At 72.0% G+C, this 19,582-nt stretch carries 20 protein-coding genes and 1 tRNA gene; 6 read left to right on the top strand and 15 right to left on the bottom strand.

Annotated elements, in window-relative coordinates; translation table 11 throughout:
- The 3 genes from ABZT17_RS13045 to ABZT17_RS13035 form a co-directional block, all read right to left on the bottom strand.
- Nucleotides 1–333, bottom strand: a complete 333-nt coding sequence (locus tag ABZT17_RS13045) for a DUF3140 domain-containing protein (protein ID WP_356347513.1) — start codon at nt 331–333, stop codon at nt 1–3.
- A gap of 53 nt (nt 334–386) precedes the next feature.
- Entirely contained in the window at nt 387–869 is a 483-nt protein-coding gene (locus ABZT17_RS13040) for a DNA starvation/stationary phase protection protein (RefSeq protein WP_356347511.1), read from the bottom strand.
- A 129-nt stretch (nt 870–998) separates the two neighbouring features.
- The gene (locus ABZT17_RS13035) at nt 999–1,808 is read right to left on the bottom strand and encodes a lysophospholipase (RefSeq protein WP_356347509.1); all 810 of its coding nucleotides are present in this window, start codon (nt 1,806–1,808) and stop codon (nt 999–1,001) included.
- A gap of 114 nt (nt 1,809–1,922) precedes the next feature.
- Here ABZT17_RS13035 and ABZT17_RS13030 point away from each other — a divergent pair, with 114 nt between their 5' ends.
- From ABZT17_RS13030 to ABZT17_RS13010, 5 genes are all read left to right on the top strand, one after another.
- Entirely contained in the window at nt 1,923–2,696 is a 774-nt protein-coding gene (locus tag ABZT17_RS13030) for a sulfite exporter TauE/SafE family protein (protein WP_356347507.1), read from the top strand.
- Between the two features lie 114 nt (nt 2,697–2,810).
- On the top strand, nt 2,811–2,975 hold the full coding sequence (gene rpmG, locus ABZT17_RS13025) for a 50S ribosomal protein L33 (protein WP_133048041.1): 165 nt from the start codon (nt 2,811–2,813) through the stop codon (nt 2,973–2,975).
- A 56-nt stretch (nt 2,976–3,031) separates the two neighbouring features.
- The gene (locus ABZT17_RS13020; protein ID WP_356347505.1) at nt 3,032–3,292 is read left to right on the top strand and encodes a type B 50S ribosomal protein L31; all 261 of its coding nucleotides are present in this window, start codon (nt 3,032–3,034) and stop codon (nt 3,290–3,292) included.
- Between the two features lie 32 nt (nt 3,293–3,324).
- Nucleotides 3,325–3,447, top strand: coding sequence for a type B 50S ribosomal protein L36 (ykgO, locus tag ABZT17_RS13015; RefSeq protein ID WP_240858519.1), 123 nt, complete (start codon nt 3,325–3,327; stop codon nt 3,445–3,447).
- A 102-nt stretch (nt 3,448–3,549) separates the two neighbouring features.
- Nucleotides 3,550–4,296: a cobalt-precorrin-6A reductase gene (locus ABZT17_RS13010; protein WP_356347502.1), complete on the top strand. Its 747-nt coding sequence runs from the start codon at nt 3,550–3,552 to the stop codon at nt 4,294–4,296.
- 67 nt (nt 4,297–4,363) lie between these two features.
- Here ABZT17_RS13010 and ABZT17_RS13005 read toward each other — a convergent pair whose 3' ends face one another.
- The 3 genes from ABZT17_RS13005 to ABZT17_RS12995 all read right to left on the bottom strand — a co-directional run bounded on the left by ABZT17_RS13005 (nt 4,364) and on the right by ABZT17_RS12995 (nt 8,237).
- On the bottom strand, nt 4,364–6,442 hold the full coding sequence (locus ABZT17_RS13005) for an MDR family MFS transporter (protein ID WP_356347500.1): 2,079 nt from the start codon (nt 6,440–6,442) through the stop codon (nt 4,364–4,366).
- 133 nt (nt 6,443–6,575) lie between these two features.
- Nucleotides 6,576–7,352 carry a precorrin-6A synthase (deacetylating) gene (cobF, locus tag ABZT17_RS13000; protein ID WP_356347497.1) on the bottom strand — a complete coding sequence of 259 codons (777 nt, stop codon included), beginning with the start codon at nt 7,350–7,352 and terminating at the stop codon, nt 6,576–6,578.
- Between the two features lie 369 nt (nt 7,353–7,721).
- Nucleotides 7,722–8,237, bottom strand: a complete 516-nt coding sequence (locus tag ABZT17_RS12995; RefSeq protein WP_356347495.1) for a DUF309 domain-containing protein — start codon at nt 8,235–8,237, stop codon at nt 7,722–7,724.
- A 114-nt stretch (nt 8,238–8,351) separates the two neighbouring features.
- Between ABZT17_RS12995 and ABZT17_RS12990 the strand changes: the two genes are divergently transcribed.
- Nucleotides 8,352–8,425: transfer RNA gene (locus tag ABZT17_RS12990), tRNA-Pro, on the top strand.
- Between the two features lie 269 nt (nt 8,426–8,694).
- Here the strand turns inward: ABZT17_RS12990 and ABZT17_RS12985 are convergent.
- From ABZT17_RS12985 to ABZT17_RS12945, 9 genes are all read right to left on the bottom strand, one after another.
- On the bottom strand, nt 8,695–8,988 hold the full coding sequence (locus ABZT17_RS12985; protein WP_356347493.1) for a hypothetical protein: 294 nt from the start codon (nt 8,986–8,988) through the stop codon (nt 8,695–8,697).
- A 411-nt stretch (nt 8,989–9,399) separates the two neighbouring features.
- Nucleotides 9,400–10,146 (bottom strand): SDR family oxidoreductase, encoded by a 747-nt coding sequence (locus tag ABZT17_RS12980; protein WP_356347490.1) that lies wholly within the window; start codon nt 10,144–10,146, stop codon nt 9,400–9,402.
- A 102-nt stretch (nt 10,147–10,248) separates the two neighbouring features.
- The gene (locus tag ABZT17_RS12975; RefSeq protein WP_356347488.1) at nt 10,249–11,145 is read right to left on the bottom strand and encodes an RNA polymerase sigma-70 factor; all 897 of its coding nucleotides are present in this window, start codon (nt 11,143–11,145) and stop codon (nt 10,249–10,251) included.
- A 192-nt stretch (nt 11,146–11,337) separates the two neighbouring features.
- The gene (locus ABZT17_RS12970; RefSeq protein ID WP_356347486.1) at nt 11,338–12,054 is read right to left on the bottom strand and encodes an alpha/beta hydrolase; all 717 of its coding nucleotides are present in this window, start codon (nt 12,052–12,054) and stop codon (nt 11,338–11,340) included.
- A gap of 23 nt (nt 12,055–12,077) precedes the next feature.
- The gene (locus ABZT17_RS12965) at nt 12,078–13,049 is read right to left on the bottom strand and encodes an alpha/beta hydrolase (RefSeq protein ID WP_356347484.1); all 972 of its coding nucleotides are present in this window, start codon (nt 13,047–13,049) and stop codon (nt 12,078–12,080) included.
- Between the two features lie 126 nt (nt 13,050–13,175).
- On the bottom strand, nt 13,176–13,991 hold the full coding sequence (locus ABZT17_RS12960) for a helix-turn-helix domain-containing protein (protein WP_356347482.1): 816 nt from the start codon (nt 13,989–13,991) through the stop codon (nt 13,176–13,178).
- 112 nt (nt 13,992–14,103) lie between these two features.
- Entirely contained in the window at nt 14,104–15,861 is a 1,758-nt protein-coding gene (locus tag ABZT17_RS12955) for a BTAD domain-containing putative transcriptional regulator (protein WP_356347479.1), read from the bottom strand.
- A gap of 23 nt (nt 15,862–15,884) precedes the next feature.
- On the bottom strand, nt 15,885–18,722 hold the full coding sequence (locus ABZT17_RS12950) for a BTAD domain-containing putative transcriptional regulator (RefSeq protein WP_356347477.1): 2,838 nt from the start codon (nt 18,720–18,722) through the stop codon (nt 15,885–15,887).
- 162 nt (nt 18,723–18,884) lie between these two features.
- Complete coding sequence (locus tag ABZT17_RS12945) at nt 18,885–19,532, bottom strand: TetR family transcriptional regulator (protein ID WP_356347475.1); 648 nt, start codon at nt 19,530–19,532, stop codon at nt 18,885–18,887.
- Nucleotides 19,533–19,582: the final 50 nt, after the last annotated feature.

Below are 19,582 nucleotides of genomic sequence, written 5' to 3'. Positions count from 1 at the left end.
TCATGGCCTCAGGGGATCGTGGCCGAGCGTCATCAGCAGATGCCGGTGGCGGTCGTCCTCGGCCTCGGGCTCGTTCTCCCTGTCGGTCTGCGCCTCCACCGTGTCCACCACCTCGTACATCACCTGGATGTCGTCGTCGGTGAGATCGGTGCGCCGCTTCTGCAGGATGGCGAGGACGTGCTGCCCGGTCGGTGTGCCCGCGTGCTCGGGCAGGGGCTCGCTGGTCTCGTCGGCGTCACTCACCCGCAGCCAGGCGGCCAGCTCCTGCGAGGTCATGTTCACCACGCGGTGGAAGTCGTCCCACAGCGCGTCGAGTTCGAGGGCGTCGGTCATCGCGTGCGCCTTTCCGTACGTGCGCGGGTGTCTTCTGACGCTCTTCCCGGCGCTCAGTTGTCGCGGGGGAAGTTCTCGGCGTCGAACATCCACCGCTGCTTCTCCAGCTCGGCGGTGAGGGAGATCAGCAGGTCCTGGGTGACCGGATCGGGCTCGTCGGTCGCCGCGATGCGCTCGCGCAGCCGTCCGATCGCCGCCTCCAGGGCGTCCAGCATCACCTGCACGACCTCGGTGTCCCGCACCCAGCCCTCCTTGGGGCCGGGCAGCGTGTACGCGGCGGCGACCGTCTCCGGCCGGCCGTCGACCGGCAGACCGAGCGCCGCGGAGCGCTCCGCCACGGTGTCGGCGTAGGAGCGTGCCGTGTCCACGACCTCGTCCAGCTGCAGATGGATCGAGCGGAAGCGCGGGCCCACGATGTTCCAGTGCGCCTGCTTGCCGATCAGGGAGAGGCCGAGGAGATCCACGAGAGTGCTCTGCAGTGCCTCCCCGACGATCTTCTGGGCCGGTTCCGGAAGCGTGCTCTTCACCACGGTCATGGGGTGCTCCTCCTCGTGTCGTAGGCACTCGTCCGAAGCGGTGCGCGGTCACGCCGCGCGACCACTCCACGCGAGCGCGGGTGCCCCCGGCGGACCGGCGCAAACACCGCGCCGGACCCACCGCCCGTCTCAGTGTGCGAGCACCCCGTCCAGGAAGCGGACGAGATCGGCGAAGACCTCGGCCCTGTTCACCTCGTGGAAGACCTCGTGCCGGGCGCCGCGGTAGACGTGCTCGGTGAGATCGCCCCCGCTCAACGCCTCGACCCCGGCCCGGCTTCCGCCGACCGGCACCAGTCGGTCCTCCTCGCCGTGCAGCCACAGCACCGGAAGCCGGCCGACGTCACCTCCCTCGGCCACGGCCTCCAGGGTCCGTGCGAACGCCGTCACCGTCGGCCGTCTCATCGCCCCGTGCCAGACCAGCGGATCGGCCGCGTACGCCGCCCCGACCGCGGGATCCCGGGACAGCGCGGCCGGGCTGACGGGCGTGTCCGGGATCTCGTCCATCGACAGCAGCCGCCCGGGCAGCTCCCAGGCTCCGATCACCGGCCCGGACAGCACCAGTGCGGCGAGCTCGTCGCCGTGGCGCTGGGCGTACCGGGCGGAGATCAGCCCGCCCATCGAGTGCCCGACGACCACGACCGGCACCCTGGGATGGGCGCCGCGCGCCGCCTCGCTCACGGCGCGCACATCGTCGACGACCTCCTCGAAGTCCTCGATGAGCACCCGCTCGCCCCCCGACCCGCCGTGCCCCATGTGATCACCCCCGAACACCGCCGCCCCCCGGCCCGCCAGCACATCGGCCAGGCCGGCGTACCGCCCGATGTGTTCGCCGTAGCCGTGCACGATCAGCGCGACGAACCGGGGGCGCGCGTGCGGCCACTCGCGTACATGGATCGGGCCGCGGGCGCCGGTAAGGACGTGTGCGCGGGATTCGGTCATGTCTTCTCCAGCCGGGTGGGCGGGGCCGCGGTCCCTGGCGGCCGAGACGTCGGGTGCCAACCAACGAGACGGTACTTACCGCGCCGGTTGTCTGCACATACCATCGGTCCCCGCATGAACACGATGACGCTCTGGCACATATCCGCCTGGGAATTCGCCGCCCTGGCCTTCGCCGCCCTCCTCGTCGGTTTCTCCAAGACCGCCGTGAGCGGGGCCAACACCGTCAGCCTCGCCGTCTTCGCCGCGGTCCTGCCCGCCCGCGCCTCCACCGGTGTCCTGCTTCCCCTCCTGATCGTCGGGGACGTCCTGGCCGTCCTCACCTACCGCCGGCACGCCCACTGGCCGACCCTCTGGCGCCTGTTCCCGGCGGTCGCCGCGGGGGTGGTCGTGGGCACGCTGTTCCTGGTGTGGGCCGACGACAAGGTCGTACGGACGTCGATCGGCGCGATCCTGCTGCTCATGGCGGGCGTGACGGTGTGGCGGCGGCGCACGGCGGAGACCGAGGAGGAGCCGGACTCGGTGACCACCCGGTCCGGCCGTCTCAAGGCCCGCTCGTACGGCGTCCTGGGCGGCTTCACCACGATGGTCGCCAACGCGGGCGGCCCGGTGATGTCGATGTACCTGCTCTCCGCAGGCTTCCGCAAGCTCGGCTTCCTCGGCACGTCGGCGTTCTTCTTCCTGATCGTCAACGTCTCCAAGGTCCCCTTCAGCGCCGGTCTCGGTCTGATCGACGGCCGCTCCCTCCTCCTCGACGCGGCGCTCGCGGTGTTCGTCGTGCCCGGCGCCCTGCTCGGCAGATGGGCGGTGAACCGCATCAACCAGCGCCTTTTCGAACAGCTGGTGATCGCGGCGACGGTCGTCGGCGGCCTCCAGCTGCTCCTGCACTGACCTCCGGTGGTTGGTGCGCCGACCCGGGAATGCGACACGGGCCGGTGCTGTTACACCGCATGTGATTGACATGCTCGGATCAAAGATCCGGAGCGTGGGCGAAGGGAGGACCTCATGGCACGCAGCACCGCGCGCCCCGTCGTCAAGCTGAAGTCGACGGCCGGAACCGGTGTCACCTACGTGACCCGCAAGAACCGCAGGAACGACCCCGACCGGCTCGTCCTGCGCAAGTACGACCCGGTGGCCGGCGCGCACGTCGAGTTCCGCGAGGAGCGCTGAACCAGCCGGAGCGGGCCCGCACCGCCGGGCGCGCGGTCCCCTAGGAGGTAAACCCCATGAAGTCCCGCATCCATCCCGACTCCCGGCTCGTGGTCTTCCGCGACCGCGCCGCGGACACCGCGTTCCTGACCCGCTCCACCGCCGACTCGTCCCGGACGATCGAGTGGGAGGACGGCAACACCTACCCCCTGATCGACGTCGAGATCTCCTCGGCGTCCCACCCCTTCCACACCGGCAGGGCGCGCGTCCTGGACAGCGCCGGCCGGGTCGAACGCTTCGAGCGCCGCTACGGCCGTACCGCCGCCGCCCGCGCCTGACGCCGCCGACGCACGACACGAGGAGGAGCCCCATGAAGGTGCGCAAGTCCCTGCGCTCCCTGAAGGCCAGGCCCGGCGCCCAGGTGGTGCGCCGACGCGGTGTGGTCTACGTGATCAACAAGAAGGACCCCCGTTTCAAGGCCCGCCAGGGCTGACGGAGGTGTGTGCGCGGGGCGGTCCCGGGAACGGGGCCGCCCCGCGCGTCGTTCCGACACGCCGGTCGCCGTCCCTTCCCGAGGACCTCGTACGCTCGTCCCGTGTCCCCCCACGTCCTGATCCTCGGCGGCACCACCGAGGCCCGCGAACTCGCCGCCGCCCTCACGGCCCACCCGGGCGTCCGCGTCACCACCTCGCTCGCCGGCCGGGTGACCCGGCCGGGGGCGTCGGCTGGTGAGGTGCGGATCGGCGGCTTCGGCGGGGCGGAGGGGCTGGCCGCATGGCTGCGCGAGCGGCACGTGGACGCCTTGGTGGACGCCACCCACCCCTTCGCCGAGACGATCACGGCCAACGCGGCGAGGGCCGCGGCGGCGACCGGCGTCCCGGCCGTCGTCCTGCGCCGCCCGGGCTGGCTGCCCGGCCCCGAGGACCGCTGGCACCAGGTCGGCTCCCTGGCCGCGGCGGCGGACCTGCTGCCGGGCTTCGGCCCCCGCGTCTTCCTCACCACGGGCCGCATGGACCTCGCCGCCTTCGCCCATCTTGCGGACCGTCATTTCGTCGTACGGTCCGTGGAACCCCCCGAGCCGCCGATGCCACCGCACACCGAGGTACTGCTGGCACGCGGACCGTTCACCGTCGCCGACGAAACGGCACTGCTGCGCGAGTACCTCGTCGACGTCCTGGTGACCAAGGACAGCGGGGGAGAGGCCACGTCCGCGAAACTGACAGCCGCCCGCCGACTCCGCCTGCCGGTCGTGGTCGTACGACGCCCACCCCTGCCGGACGGCGTGAGCACGGTCTCCGATGTGGCCGGCGCTCTGGAACGGCTGGGGTTCACCCCCCGTTGACCGAGGCGCGCATGCGCTCGACCAGTGCGCCCGGTTTTCGGGGGCGTCGGCCGCTGGGGTGTTCAGGTCACCGTGTGCCGGTCGGCTCCAGTTCCTGTTGTCGCTGTGCCAGGCCGTGGCTCAGGTCCTCGACCAGGAGGCGTTTGGCGATGGTGTCCACCGCCTCGCGAAGGTCGGTGCCCGAGGGGCGGCCGAGGTCCTGCTGCACCCGCTCCTCCAGCCAGGTGCCCCAGGCCCTGCCGATGACGGCGGCCTCGCGGGCGCCCGCCTCGGTGTGCGACAGCAGATAGCCGTCCCGGGTCAGATAGCCCTCCTCGACCATCCGGTCGAACACCGGCAGCAGCACCTCGGGCGGCATATGGCGGCGCGCGGCGATCATCCCGAGGCCGGCATGGCCGACCATCCGTGTGAAGAGCTCCACCTGCATCACGGCCCACGCACCGGCGATGTCGAGCCGGGTGTCGGACTCCGCCATGATCCGGCGTGCGGTCCCCAGGTCCGTACTGCCGATGATCTTCCCCACCGACGCCTCCAGCACCCGCCGCGAGTCCGCGCCGTGCGGTGAGGCGAAGCCCTCGCCCATGTCGGTGGAGCCCTTGCGGGCGCTGTCGCGCATCTCGACCTGCTTGAGGAACAGGGAGACCACGAAACCGATCGCGGCCACCGGCACCGTCCACAGGAAGACGGTCTGGAGGGTGTCGGCGTAGGCGTCGACGATCGGCGAGGCCGCGGCCGACGGCAGCCTGTGCACACCCTCCGGGCTGGTCGCCGCCTTGGCGATCACCGCCGGGCCGAGTGTGCTCGCCTTCGCCGCGGCCGTCACCCCCTCGCGGATGTTGGGCCCCAGGGCGTTGGTGTAGATCGTGCCGAACACCGCGGTGCCGAAGGAACTGCCCAGCGTACGGAAGAAGGTCACCCCGGAGGTCGCGGTGCCGAGGTCGGCGTAGTCGACGGTGTTCTGCACGGCGATCGTCAGGACCTGCATGCACAGCCCGATGCCGGTGCCCAGCACGAACATGTACAGCGACTCCAGCCAGGCCCCCGTCCCCGGCCCCATCAGGGACATCAGATACAGCCCGGCCCCCATCACCAGGGAGCCGACGATCGGGAAGATCCGGTACCGGCCGGTCTTGCTGACCACGTTGCCGCTGAAGACCGACGCGATGAGCAGGCCGATCACCATCGGCAGGGTCCGTACGCCGGAGATCGTGGCCGAGTCGCCGTCGACGTACTGCAGATAACTCGGCAGATAGGTCATCGCGCCGAGCATCGCGAAACCGACGATGAAGCTGAGGATCGAGCAGACCGTGAAGACGGGGTTGCGGAACAGCCGCATCGGCAGCATCGGCTCCCGCGCCCGGGTCTCCACCCAGGCGAACAGCCCGAGCGCGAGCGCGCCGCCGACGAAGAGCCCGATGATGACGCCCGAGCCCCACGCGTACTCGTTGCCGCCCCAACTCGTCGCCAGGATCAGCGCGCTCGCGCCGACCGCGACCAGCGCGATGCCCAGGTAGTCGATGACCGGCCGGGACGCCGACTTCACCACCGGGATGGTGCGGGCGGCCGCGACGACGACCACGACCGCGATCGGCACATTGACGTAGAACGCCCAGCGCCAGGTCAGATGGTCGGTGAACACCCCGCCCAGCAGCGGTCCGACGACGGTGGCCACCCCGAACACGGCGCCGATCGCGCCCTGGTACTTGCCCCGCTCGCGCAGCGGGATGACATCGGCGATCAGCGCCATCGCCGTCACCATCAGCCCGCCCGCGCCGACACCCTGCATCGCCCGCCAGGCGATCAGCAGCGACATGTTGGTGGCCAGACCGCACAGGAACGAGCCGGTGATGAACACGATCGCCGAGACCTGGAAGACCACCTTGCGGCCGAACAGGTCGCCGAACTTGCCGACCAGCACCGTGGAGACGGTCTCCGCGAGCAGATACGACGTCACCACCCACGACATGTGCGCGGCACCGCCGAGGTCCGACACGATCGTCGGCAGCGCCGTGCCCACGATCGTCTGGTCCAGTGCCGCGAGCAGCATCCCCAACATGATCGTCACGAAGACGACATTGCGGCGGCGCGAGTCCAGCACGGGGGGCTGGGCGTCGGCGGGCGGGGCTATGTCCTCGGTCACAGTCACGAGGCCACGCTCACACCGCCGGCCCACCCCCGCACCCGGGACGAGCCGCTCGGGTGGCGGATTGCCGGTCCGCGAGTACGTCCCGCTGATCGTTGGGGGCTGCGGATTTTTGGTGGCTGCTGATCCTTGGTGGCTACTGATCCTTGGGGTTTCGGCGCAGCAGATACGTGTCCATGATCCAGCCCTTGCGCTCCCGCGCCTCGGCGCGCAGCCGCTCGATGCGCGGGGCGGCCTCGGCGATCGGGCCGGACTCGAGGATCTCGTCCGGGGTGCCTATGTAGGCGCCCCAGTAGATGTCGATGTCCTGGTCGGCGTACTTCCGGAACGCCTGGTGCGCGTCCAGCATCACCACCACGTCGTCCACCCCCTCGGGGAAGCCCTCGGCCAGCCGCCGCCCGGTGGTGATCTGCACGGGGCGGGCGACACGGTTCAGACCCGTGCGATGCCGGGCGACGAGCGCCGAGACGCTGCTGATGCCGGGCACGACGGCGTAGGAGAAGTCCACGGCCCCCCGCTCCAGCACCTCCTCCAGGATCGCGATCGTGCTGTCGTACAGGGCCGGGTCCCCCCACACCAGGAACGCGCCGCGCTGCCCCTCGCCCAGCTCCTCGGCGATCAGCCGCTCGTAGATGTCGGCACGGGCACTGCGCCAGTCCCCGACGGCGGGGGAGTAGGCGGTGCCGCCCGCTCCGCGATCCCGCTCCGGATCCCGGGCCTCGACGACCCGGTACGCCGTCCCCTCCGGTATGTGCGCGTCCAGCATGTCCCGGCGCAGCCGCGTGAGGTCGCTCTTCACCTCGCCCTTGTCCAGGACGAAGAACACGTCCGTACTCCGCAGTGCCTTGACGGCCTGCAGGGTGAGCTGGTCGGGGTCGCCCGCGCCGATACCGATGACATGAATCTCTCGCACACCCAGAGTCTGCCCCACACCACTGACAGTGGACGCAGCGCGTCCGGGGTGAGGCCTCCCGCCGTCCGGGGCGCCTCCGAGGTGAGGGGGCTCTCCGTCCGAGGTGAGGGGGTCTCGTGGCGTCCGGGGTGGTGGGGTCTGCCGCCGTTCCGGGCGGAGGGTCTGCCGCCGTCCGGCATGGCGGGGTCTCGCGCCGCCCGGGGTGATGTGGTCTGCCGCCGTCCGGCATGGTCGGTTCTGCCGCTGTCCGGGGCGATGGGGTCCCCCGCCGTCCGGCGTGGCGAGGGCTCCTGCCTGTCTCTGCGACCGTGACTCCCACCTGCCCCCGCAACCGCGGCTCTCGCCCACCCCCGCGACTGCGGCTCCCGCCTACCCCCGCAACCGCGGCCCCCGCCGCCGGGCATCGATCGGCCCGTCCCCCCGCTCCACGGCCCCCGCCAGCTCGCGGGCCCAGTCGATCAGCCTCGTCAGGTCCATCTCGTACGGTGTCCGCTGCCCCGTTTCCATGGACCACGTCTCCACCGCCCCGGCCCCCCGCCGCAGCAGCCGGGCGCCGCCGGTGGTGTTTCCGCGGGCCGAGTGGGTGAGGCCGACCGCGAGCTGGGCGAGGCCGCGCCACAGGGCACGTTCCTCCTCGGGGCCCGACTTCCAGGCGTCCTCGAAGACCTCGTGGGCGTGGAACGGTTTTCCGGCGTCGAGCAGTGACTGCGCCTCGGCCACGGTCCGGTCGGGTGTCCGTACGACGCCCTCCGGCTGCCGGGCCACCCCGTCCGCGCCGTACGGCAGGGGCCGCCCGAGGCCGTCCCGCGGCCGGGCGTTGCGTGCCCGGCCATCGTCGTCCCGGTCCCGTGCGTCCGCGGGTCGTCCTGAGGATGTGCTGCCCATACGCCGATTGTCCCGCGCCCCCGCAGCACTTTTCGGCCTGGCCCCCCGCGTGGGGTAAAGTGCTGTTCGGGCGATCACGCGGTTCACCCACGCGGTTCACCGTGGAAAGCGCACCGGGACGTGGCGCAGCTTGGTAGCGCACTTGACTGGGGGTCAAGGGGTCGCAGGTTCAAATCCTGTCGTCCCGACAGTTCGATGGACTGTCATCGCAGGTCAGGGCCTTGGCTCACTTAGGTGAGACGAGGCCCTTGATCATTTCTGAGCGCAGCTTCTGGGCTTCCGACGCGGCTTGTCGGTCTTGAACGGTCGGCCCAGCTCATCGACCACGGCATAGCCGGAGTCTTCGTAGGCCTCGCCGGCCTCGGCCTTCTCCTCCCGCGCCCCGGCGGTCAGTGATTTCTCCTGCGTCTGCGGAGCCCATTGAGGAAGAGAAGAAAGGCGATGAGAGCAGTGACGGCTACGTTGCCGCTTTTTTTGGGCCGTCATCGCCTTCAAGCTGCTTGCCGCCGGCAGTCGCCTCTACGGCATGCTGAGCTGTATTCGACGCAGCTCGAATACCAAAAAAGGCTGTGGTAATCGCCGTTATCGCGGTAAACGCGCTGGTGAGAATGGCTACCGCCTGAGTTGCGTCATTCAGGTGCCACGCGATCAATATTGCGGCGAGTGCAACACCAACATCACCGATGAGAACGACAACTAGGCCGGTCCAGGCCCGGGTTGTCTGAACCTTCTTGATGTCTTTGCTCAGCATCGGTCCTCCAGCACCAGAATGGCAGCGGCCATACTGCCCGGCTGTAGAGCGACCCCCATGGAGTTGCAACATGTTCACTTCAAACGTTACACAGTCGGCCAAAAAGTACATCTTGGGGAAGAGGTCAAGCTCGCCCTCGTCCTGGGCCCGTGTAGATCCACTAAGCGAGCGCTCCGCGCTCCATGATCAAGTAGTCGACTGGCACCCACACCCCGGTTCGCACCCCGGAGCGCAGCCCTCTGACCTGGAGGTTTACCAGACTCTACGGACTGTGTGGACCTTCTGACCTTGGCGTCAGCTTCTGGGGGTCAAGGGGTCGCAGGTTCAAATCCCGTCGTCCCGACGGTGTGAAGGGTCTTCGCAGGTGAAAGCCTGTGAAGACCCTTCGTTTCTGTGTGCGGGGCGAAGGGCCTACTTCCCCCGTGCGAGCCAGTCGGCGAACCTGGTCTCCGCGAGCCGCGCGTCCGGGCCCGGCAGGAGGGTGTTCTCCTCCAGGGGGGCGCCCCAGTACGTCGCCCGGGGGTCCGTGACGATCTTGCGGGGGTCGTTCTGCGCGCCGAGCCCCATGCGGATGAACTCCTCCAGTTCGAACGCCTCGGGACCGGCGACCTCCGTCACACCGCCGACCGGGGCCGCGACCGCGGTGCGGGCGACGGCCGCGGCCACGTCGTCGGAGACGATCGGCTGGATTCGGCCGGCGGGCAGGCGCACGGTGTCGCCCTCGGTGACGCCGTCGGCGAGCCCCTTCGCGAACTCGAAGAACTGGGTCGCGTGGACGATGGAGCACGGGATGCCGGAGGCCTTGATCAGGTCCTCCTGGACCTGCTTGGCCCGGAAGTACCCGCTCCCCAGCAGACGGTCGGTGCCGACGACGGACAGCGCCACATGATGCGCGGTGCCGGCCTCGGCCTCCGCCTTGAGGATGTTGGTGGTGGAGGTGCGGAAGAACTCCATGACGGCCTCGTCCTCGAACGAGGGGGAGTTGGACACGTCGACCACGACCGACGCGCCTTTCAGAGCCTCGGCCAGCCCCTGCCCGGTGAGCGTGTCGACTCCGGTGCCGGGCGCGGCGGCGACCGCCTCGTGTCCCTGTTCGCGGAGCAGGGCGACCACCTTCGAGCCGATGAGCCCGGTGCCACCGATCACTACGACCTTCATGACGTGTTTCCTCTCGGGTTTCCTGAGGCCTGCACTGGAGAGACCGGACAGGGTCCGAGTTTGTGACAGCGCCGGGTGTGTGACAGCGTCGGGCGCGCCTCCTCAGCCGGCCGGCGAGGTGGCGTAGGGCCGCAGCTTGTCCGGGTTCATCACCCACAGGAGGCGTTCGAGGCCGCGGGACGAGGCCTCGGCGCACAGCAGCGCCACGGCACTCCCGCCGACCGTGACGAGGACGGCCGGCGCGCCGTTCGCCTCGACCCAGCGGACCTCCGTCGCGGGCCAGAAGCGGGGAGCGAAGGCCGCGAGGTACCGGGACACCCGCTGACGTCCCACGACCGGGATCCTGCTCGCCCCGCGCATCCCGTTCCCGTCGGTGTAGCTGACCACGTCCTCGGCCAGCACGCCCTCGAGCGCGGCGAGATCGCCGGTCTGCGCCGCGGCGAGGAACACCTCCATCAGCCGCCGGCGCGCGGCGGGACTCGCCGGCTCCCGGCGCTGCGCCGACAGCCGCTTGCGGGCCCGGCTCACCAGCTGGCGGGTGTTGGCCTCGCTCGTCTCCAGCATCTCGGCGATCCGCCCGTAGGGGTAGTCGAACGCTTCCCTGAGCACATACGCGGCCCGCTCCACGGGGTTCAGCTTCTCCAGCAGGAAGAGCACCGCCAGATCGAGGGCCTCCGCCCGCTCCGCACCCAGCTGCGGGTCGGCCCTGGTGTCGACCGGCTCCGGCAGCCAGGGCCCGGTGTACGACTCACGCCGTATCCGAGCCGACTGGGCGTGGTTGATCGCCAGCCGGGTGGTGACGGTGGCGAGGAACGCGGCCGGCTCGCGCACGGCCTCGCGGTCGGCGTCCTGCCAGCGCAGCCACACCTCCTGGAGGATGTCCTCGCTCTCCGTCGCGCTTCCCAGCACCCGGTACACGATGCCGAAGAGACGGGGTCGCGCGGCCAGGAACACCTGCGCGGCCCCGTCGAGCGAGTCCGTGTCGTATCCCGTGCCCATGGCGTGCCCTCGGCTCCTCGTCCACCGTGCCGCAAGCGCTTGCGCATGGTGCGGCGAGGACCGACGTTAGCAGCGGACACGTTGCGCTGCCCGCTGCCCGCCGCCCGCTGCCCGCCGCCCTGGGCGGCCTGCTCGCGGGCGGCGGGGTGCGGGTCAGGCCCGTCGTAAACGACCGGGAGGGCGCCCGCGGTGTCAGCTCGTCGCCCTGACCGCATCCCGGATCAGGTCGGCGACCTCCTTGGGGCGGGAGACCGCGACAGCGTGCGAGGCGCCCTCGAGTTCGAGCGTCGTCGACCCCGCCCGCTTCGCGCCGAAGCGCTCCACCTCCGGGTTGATCGCCTCGTCCGCAGCGGCCACCAGCGCCCAGGACGGCTTGGTCTGCCATGCGGCGGCCGACGCGGGCTCCACGAACGCCGCGGCGGCCAGCGGCCGTTGGGACACCGCCAGCACCTTGGTGACGGGGGCGGGCAGGTCGGCGGCGAAGATGCTCGGGAACTTGTCGGCCTGAATGGTGAGTTCGACCGCAGGGTCGCCACCGGCCACGGGGTACGTCCACTCCTTGACGTTGTCCCCCAGCGAGGAGAGCGGGAACCGCCCCTGCAACTCGCCCAGGCTCTCGCCCTCTTCGGGGATGTAGGCCGCGATGTAGACCAGCCCGACGACGTTCTCCGCCGCACCGGCCACGGTGACGACCGCGCCGCCGTAGGAGTGGCCGACCAGCACGACCGGGCCGTCGATCTGGGCGGCCAGCGAGGCGATGTGGGCGGCGTCGTGGGCGAGGCCGCGCAGCGGGTTGGGCGGGGCGAGCACGGGGATGCCCTGGTTCTGCAGTTCCGCGACGACGCCGGACCAGCTGCCCGCGTCGGCGAAGGCGCCGTGCACCAGCACGGCGGTGGGGGTGTTGGTCATACCGATCTCTCCTTGTCTGTGGGTCAGTTGCCGTGCAGCGCGGTGCGCAGGGTGCCCACGGCCTGGGTGATCGCGGCCTCGGCGGCATGTGTGCCGCGCAGCGCGTTGAGCATCACGAAGTCGTGGATGATGGCCTGGTAGCGGACGGCGGTGACGGCGACGCCGGCCTCGCGCAGCTTGTCGGCGTAGGCCTCGCCCTCGTCGCGCAGCACGTCCGCCTCGCCCGTGATGATCAACGCCGGGGGCAGTCCCGCGAGTTGCTCGGTGGTGGCCCGCAGCGGGGAGGCGGTGATCTGCGCGCGCTCCGCCTCGTCGGTCGTGTACTGGTCCCAGAACCACTGCATGCCGTCGCGGCGCAGGAAGTAGCCGGTGGCGAACTGGTGGTAGGACGGTGTGTCGAAGTTCGCGTCGGTCACCGGGTAGAACAGCACCTGTGCCACGAGCGGGACGTCGCCGCGCTCCTTGGCCATGAGCGTCAGCGCGGCGGTCATGTTGCCGCCCACCGAGTCACCGGCGACCGCGATCCGGCCGGCGTCCAGTCCCTTGCCGGCGCCCTGTTCGACGACCCACTTCGCCACGGCGTAGTTCTGCTCGATGGCGACGGGGTAGCGGACCTCGGGGGAGAGGTCGTACTCGGGGAAGACCACGGCCGCGTTCGCTCCGACGGCCAGCTCGCGCACCAGGCGGTCATGCGTGTGGGCGTTGCCGAACACCCAGCCGGCGCCGTGGATGTAGATGATGACGGGGAGGGTGCCCTCGGCGCCCGCCGGCTTGACGACGCGGGCCCGGACGCTGCCCGTCGGACCGCCGGAGACGGTGATCCACTCCTCGTCGACCGACGGCTTGTCGATCTCGCCGGACTGCACCTCGTCGACCGCCTTGCGGCCCTCCGCGGGCGGCAGGTCGAAGAGGTAGGGCGGGTTGGCGGTGGCTTCCACGAAGGCCTGGGCGGCGGGTTCGAGGACCGGCTTCACCGGTTGCGGGGTCTCGGACATGCAGTGGTTCTCCTGAGGTGTCGCATGGAATGCGCGGGCTCGCATGGAACGCGCGGGCGCTTAGAACGGCACGCTAGAGCCGTACCGCCGAGGGGAGTTGCCCGCAAGCGCACGGGGACTGGTCCCTCAGCGCACCGTGTCGAGCCACTCGCTGGGCGACATGCCGTACGTGGCCCGGAACACCCGGCTGAAGTGCGGGGCGCTGGGGAAACCCCAGCGGCCGGCGACCGCGGCGATGGTCGGCCGGCCGGGAGCCCGGTGCGTCAGCTCGCGCCGGCACTCCTCCAGACGGCGGCGCTGGATCCAGCGGCCGACCGTGGTGCCCTCGTCCTGGAAGAGCCTGTGCAGATAGCGCACCGAGATGTGATGGGCCGTCGCGATCGTCTCGGGGGAGAGGTCCGGGTCGGCGAGATGCCGGTCCACGAAGCGCAGGATCGGCGCGAACAGCGGCGACCGCGCCTCCCGCGCCGCCGTCCCGTCCTCGCCCGACCGCTCCGCCACCAGGGCGGTCAGCAGGCTCACGGTGTGCCGGGTGAGCATCTCGCCGATCGCCGGCGGGGAGGTCACGACCGTGTCGGCCAGCTCGGACAGGAACGGGGACAGCAGTCCGCCCAGCCGGGAGGATCGGCCGACCGGCGCCCCCAGCACCCGCCGTACGACATGCTCCTCCAGCCCCAGCGTCTCGTGCTCCAGGAGGAAGACCTTGAGGCGGGCGCGGACGGGGAGGTCGAGGGACGGCGGCCGGTCGGCGTCGTAGAAGCAGATGTCCCCGGGGGTGAGGGAGACGTCCTCGGCCCGCTCCACCGCGGGTGTGTGGCCGCGCACGCCCACGAAGAGGTACTCGCCGTCGGCCCGGGCGGACAGCCGGTGGCCCTGCAGGGCACGATCCCTGCCGGGCAGCCGCGCCGGAGCCGTTTCGGTGACGAGGACCTCCAGGCACATGCGCACCCTCCGCACTTGATCGAACAGAATCGCTCATTTCTTCGTGAGCGTAAGTGGGAGAGTGTGAAAGAAAAGTGACGGTGGCGTGAGGCTCGGCTTCTGGCCTGCGGCATCACCGCTGGACGGCGCCGGGGGCCCGCAGGAACGCCCGCACCAGGTCATGCGCGCTGTAGCGCCCCGGGGCGGTCTCAGTGATCAGATGGAGGTCGGCCAGCTCGTCGAGGAGCGGACGGACGGTGCGCGCGGTCAGGCCCGCGAGCGCGGAAGCCTCTTCCGCCGTGAGCGCCGGGCCGGAGTGCCGAGGCAGCAGGCGGAGCAGCCGAGCGGCCTGGGTGGACAGTCGCTCGTACGAGCGGGCGAGCGCGGCGTGCAGGTCGGGCAGTGCGTCCAACGTGCCCTGCGTGCGCCGTAGTTCGGCCGCGACCGCGGTGAGCGGGGAACCCGGGTGAGCCGCGGCCCGGCCGGCCGCCTCGACGACGGCTCCGGGCAGCCGGCCGCAGCGCGCGACGATCTCGTCCAGGACGGGGCCCCGCTGTCCCGCGGCGCGGTGTGCCAGCAGGGCGAGCGCGTCGGCGGTGGGCGGTGGGTCGAGACGCAGTGGCCGTACGCCGGCCGTCACCAGCCCGGACAGACCGCGCCGGCTGGTGATCAGCGTCAGACAGCCGGGGGAGGCGGGCAGCAGCGGCCGTACCTGCTCGGTGTCGAGGGCGTCGTCGAGCAGCACGAGCACCCGCCGCCCCGACAGCGTGCTCCGGTACAGTCCCGCGAGGGCGTCGGTGCCGTCCGGCAGACGGTGTTCGGGCAGGCCCAGTGCGGTGAGCATGCCGCGCAGGGCCGTCGAGGAGGTCAGCGGCTCGGCCCGCGGAGCGAACCCCCGCAGCCGTACGTGCAGTTGTCCGTCCGGGAACCGGCCGGCGATCTCATGGGCCCGGCGGACGGCGAGGGCGGTCTTCCCGACCCCCGCCATGCCGGTGAGCAGTACGGCGGTGTCCGTGACGGCCCGCAAGGAGGCGAGTTCGGCCTCCCGGCCGACGAACAGCGGGACGTCCGGCGGCAGTTGGGTGGGGACGGTGCGCTTCGCGTGGCCGTGCGCGGTGTCCGCGGGGCGCAGGTCCTGCCGGAGCACCCGCGTGTGCGCCAGGGACAGCTCGTCGCCGGGCGCGACGCCCAACTCCCCCGCCAGCAGCAGTCGTACGGACTCGAAGGCGGCCAGCGCCTCGGCCTGGCGGCCCGCCGCGGCGAGCGCCATGACGAGTCTGGCGTGCACCGACTCGTTCAGCGCGTCGAGGCCGACGGCCCGGCGCAGACCGGGGAGGACGTCCTCGCCGCGGCCGCACAGCAGGGCCGCGTCGGCGGCCATCACCGTCGTCCGGACGAGCTCGCGCTCGATCTCGGCGAACACGGCACGGCCCCGCACGGCCGGGGGGATCCCCGCCGCCACCGTGCCCCGCCACTCGGCCAGCGCGCCGACGAAGTGCCGCAGCGCCACCTCGGGCCGTCCGGTGGCGACCGCCCGCTGGGCCCGTCGGGAGCGGTCACGGAACCTCAGCAGGTCGACCTCGTCCTCCTCGGCGGCCAGCAGGTACCCGTCGGCGCCGCGCCGCACACGGCGGCCGGGTGCCCTGGGCGGGAGGCCGGGTTCGAGGAGTCGGCGCAGGGAACCGACGTAGCGGCGCACCACGTTGAGCGCGCTGGCGGGCGGGCGGTCGGGCCACAGCACGTCGACGATCTCGCCGATCGGCACGGGGCGGCCCGCCCGTGCCAGAAGCAGGGCGAGCAGCGCGCGCTGCTGGGGGAAACCGAGATCCAGCTCGGCCCCTCCACGCAGCACGCGCAGCGGCCCCAGCACCTCGAATCGCGTCAACTCCATCTCGTCCACGCCCGGTTGTCCGCTCAGGCGAGGTCGCGGCCGTCGGCCCGGGCGGACAGCCGCCGCTGGAGTTTTCCGGCGTCCGGGTGGTCGAGCGCGGTGAGGAGGGCGAGTGCCTGACGCCAGGCCGAGTCCGCCTCCTCCTGCGCGCCGGTCGCGAGGTGGGTGTCCCCGATCCGGACCAGGGTGCAGGCCTCCAGGTACGGCACGCCCAACTCCCGGTACAGGACGAGGGCGTTGTGGTAGCCGAGCAGGGCGTGCGGATGGCGGCGCAGGCCGTGGTGGGCGTAGGCGATGCTGTCCCAGGTGGACGCCTGGCCGTAGCGGTCGCCCAGTTCCTGGAGCATGGCGAGAGCCTCGAAGCAGTGACTCAGGGCCTGTCGGTACTGGCCGAGCAACGCGTGGTACCAGCCGACCGAGTTGAGGACGCTGGCCCGCGCGGCCGGCCCGCCGACGGCGCGGAACAGCTCCAGCGCCCGCTGGTTGTGCCGCAGGGCGCCGGGCAGATCGCCCTGCTGGTCGCAGTGCCAGCCGAGGCTTCGATGGACCTCGGCCTGCCCCGCGCGCTCGCCCGACTCGGTGAACAGCTCCAGCGCCCGGGCCAGTCGGGAACACGACCGGTCGTGCAGGCCGAGCAGGCCCTCGGCCCGCGCCAGCCCGAGCAGGCCACGCGCCTCCCAGCCGGGCTCGGACAGCCTCGACGCCGCTTCCAGCGCGGCGCGTTGGGCGGCCAGCCCGTCGTGCCAGTGGCCCCGCCGGTCGAAGAACGGCTCCAGCGACCAGGCCAGGACACAGACGAGACGGTCCCGGCCGGAACGGGCGGCCGCGTCGAGCACGGCCTGCAGCACCGGATACTCCCCGGCCAGCCAGTCCAGTGCGTCCCGGTCGTCAGCGAGCGCCTCCACGGCGACTCCGGCCGGGACGGGCCCGGGGGACAGCGGCCGAGCGTGCGGGGCGAGGACGCGGTGGGCGGCGTGGGCGGTGTGCAGGTAGTAGGCGTACAACCGCTCCAGGGCCGCGGCCTGTTCGCCGGACCCGTCCGCCCGCGCCTCACCCTCGGCGTCCTCGGCGTCCTCGGTGCCCTCGGCGCCCACCAGTTCGGCGGCATGCGCCCGCAGCAGGTCGTGCAGGGTGTACCGGCCCGGAGCGTGCTCGTGCGCCAGGTGTACGGCGGCGAGTTCGGCCAGCAGACGGTGCGCCGCCCGCACCGGGAGTCCCGTCAGGGCGGCCGCCGCGGGCGCGGAGACGTCCGGGCCCGGGTGGAGGCCGAGCAGGCGGAAGAGGCGGGCCGCACCCGGTGAGACCGCGGCCAGCGACCAGGAGAACACCGCGCCGACGTTCGCGGCCGTGTCGGTCCGGCTGAACGCGTCCAGGCTGCCGTGCGCCGCCCGCAACTCGGCGGCGATGGCCGGCAGGGGGAAATGCGGGTGCGCGGCGGCCCGGGCGGCGACACACGCGAGGGCGAGGGGGAGGCCGGCGCACAGCTCGGTGATCTCGTCCACCGCCCGGGACTCGCCGAGCAGCCGCGCGGCGCCCAGCCGGCGCGCCAGGAACGCCCTGGCCTGTTCGGCGTCGAGCGGGCGCAGGGTGAGGGTGTGCGCTCCGTGCGCGGCGACCAGGCCGGGCAGCCTGCGCCGGCTGGTGACGACGGTCAGACACCCGGGCGTCCCGGGCAGCAGCGGCCGTAGCTGATCGCTGTCGCGCGCGTTGTCCAACAGGACCAGCACCCGCCGCCCCGCCAACACGCTGCGATACAGGGCGCCTTGGGCCTCCAGCCCGTGCGGCACGCGCTCGGGCGGCACACCCAGCGCGTCCAGCAGGAGCCGCACCGCCTCGCCCGCGCCCATCACCGCTCCGGACGGGTCGAAGCCCCGGAGGTTGACGTAGAGCTGCCCGTCGGGAAACCGGTCGGCGATCCGGTGTGCCCAATGCACGGCCAGGGTGGTCTTGCCGATACCGGCCATGCCGTCGATGGCCGTGATGACCACGGTCGCGGACTGGTCCGCCAAACCGCCGAGCACGTCGTCCAGTTCGGTCTGGCGACCCGTGAACGTCGGCAGGTCGTGCGGTAGTTGGGCGGGCACGGGAGAGACTCGCGCGGGCTCCCGCTGCGCCGTGCGGTGGGCGTCGCGGAGTTCGGCCCCCGGGTCGATGCCCAGCTCGTCGGCGAGCCGGGCTACGGCGGCCCGATAGGTGCCGAGCGCCTCGGCGCGGCGCCCGGCGGCCGCCAGCGCGAGGATCAGCCTGGCCAGCAGGGGCTCGTCCAGCGGGTGATCGGCCGCGGCCTCCCGCAGCCGGGCCAGCACCGCCTCGGGCACTCCGGCGTCCAGCGCCGCGTCGGCGACCTCCCGTACGGCCGCCTGCCGCTCCCGCTCGACCGCGCCGAAGCCGGCCCGCTCGCGCATCTCCGGCGGCAAGCCGGCGGCGACCGGCCCCCGCCACAGATCCAGCGCCTCGGTGAGCAGTTCGACGGCCCGGGAGGGCGCGGCCCGGCCGGCCTGCTCCCGCAGCCGGCGGAAGCGGGTCAGGTCCAGTGAGCCGGCCTCGCCCGTCCACCGGTATCCGCCCGCGTCCCGCGCCAGCCATCGCCCGGCGGCCCTAGCGGTGAGCCCGGGCTCCAGAAGCCGTCGCAGCGACCCCATATGACGGCGTATCACATTCTCGGCACTGCGCGGCGGACTCGGACCCCACAGCACGCCCACGATCTCGCTCACGGCGACGGGCTGGCCGGCCCGCACCAACAGCAGCGCCAGCAGGGCCCGTTCCCGAGGTCCGCCGAGCACCGCGTCCGCCCCCGCCCGGCGCACCCGGAGCGGCCCCAGCACCGAGCACTCCACCAACTCCACAGGCTCCGCCTGCACCTGACCCCCTTGATCCTCCAGCCCCGACCTGACTTTACGTGACCATGGGGGTTACCGGGCGTTACAGCCCAGTCGGTGGACGGTCCGGGAGACTTCAGGGGTGATGGCGGGTGGACACGGCCGAGGGATCAGGGGCGATGGCGGGCAGTCGCCCCTGAGGTATCAGGGGCGATAGCGGGCGGTCACCGCCGAGAGATAGGAGCGCAGCATCACCTTCGCCTCCTCCAGCAGAGCCTCGTCCCCCTGCGCCTCCCGCCGGAAGGCATCCTGGGCGAGCGCGTCGGCGGCGAGGACCGCGGCGTGGCAGACGCGGCCGAGCTCCCCGTCGTCACGGGCCATGTCCAGCGCCAGGAGGATACGGCGGACGCCGTCGGCCATACGGCGCTTGTGCTCGCGGTCCGCCGCCCGGGTCCGCTCGGTCAGACCGCTGCCGAACCACAGGGCGCGGAAGCCGTGCTCGGTCCGGTAGATCGCGGCGTACGCGTCGACCAGCAGGCCGACCGGGTCCTTCCACCGCTCGGCCGCCGCGGCCTCGACGAAGCCGTCCATCGCCGCCTCCAGCTTGGCGAAGTACCCGGCCGCCAGGGCGTCGATGATCGCGTCCCGGTCGGGAAGGTACTGGTACAGCGAGCCGACCGAGACCCGCGCCGCCGCGGCCACCCGCGTGGTGGTCAGCGCCTCGACGCCGTCCCTGATCAGAATGTGCTCGGCCGTCTCCAGCACCCGCGCCAACCGGGCCTTGCTGCGCGCCTGTTGCGGAGTGCGGCGCAGGGGAGCGGCCCCGCCGAACTCCGAGGTCGGCTCTCCCACGGAAACCTCCGAACCTGAACGTGACTTTGATTCATGTTTAGGTTACGGTC

Origin of the sequence: Streptomyces sp. NPDC005648, from assembly GCF_040605395.1 — a bacterium.
Taxonomy (GTDB): domain Bacteria; phylum Actinomycetota; class Actinomycetes; order Streptomycetales; family Streptomycetaceae; genus Streptomyces.
The sequence above is the reverse complement of the archived record's forward strand: the minus strand, read 5'-3'. Positions and strand labels throughout refer to the sequence as shown.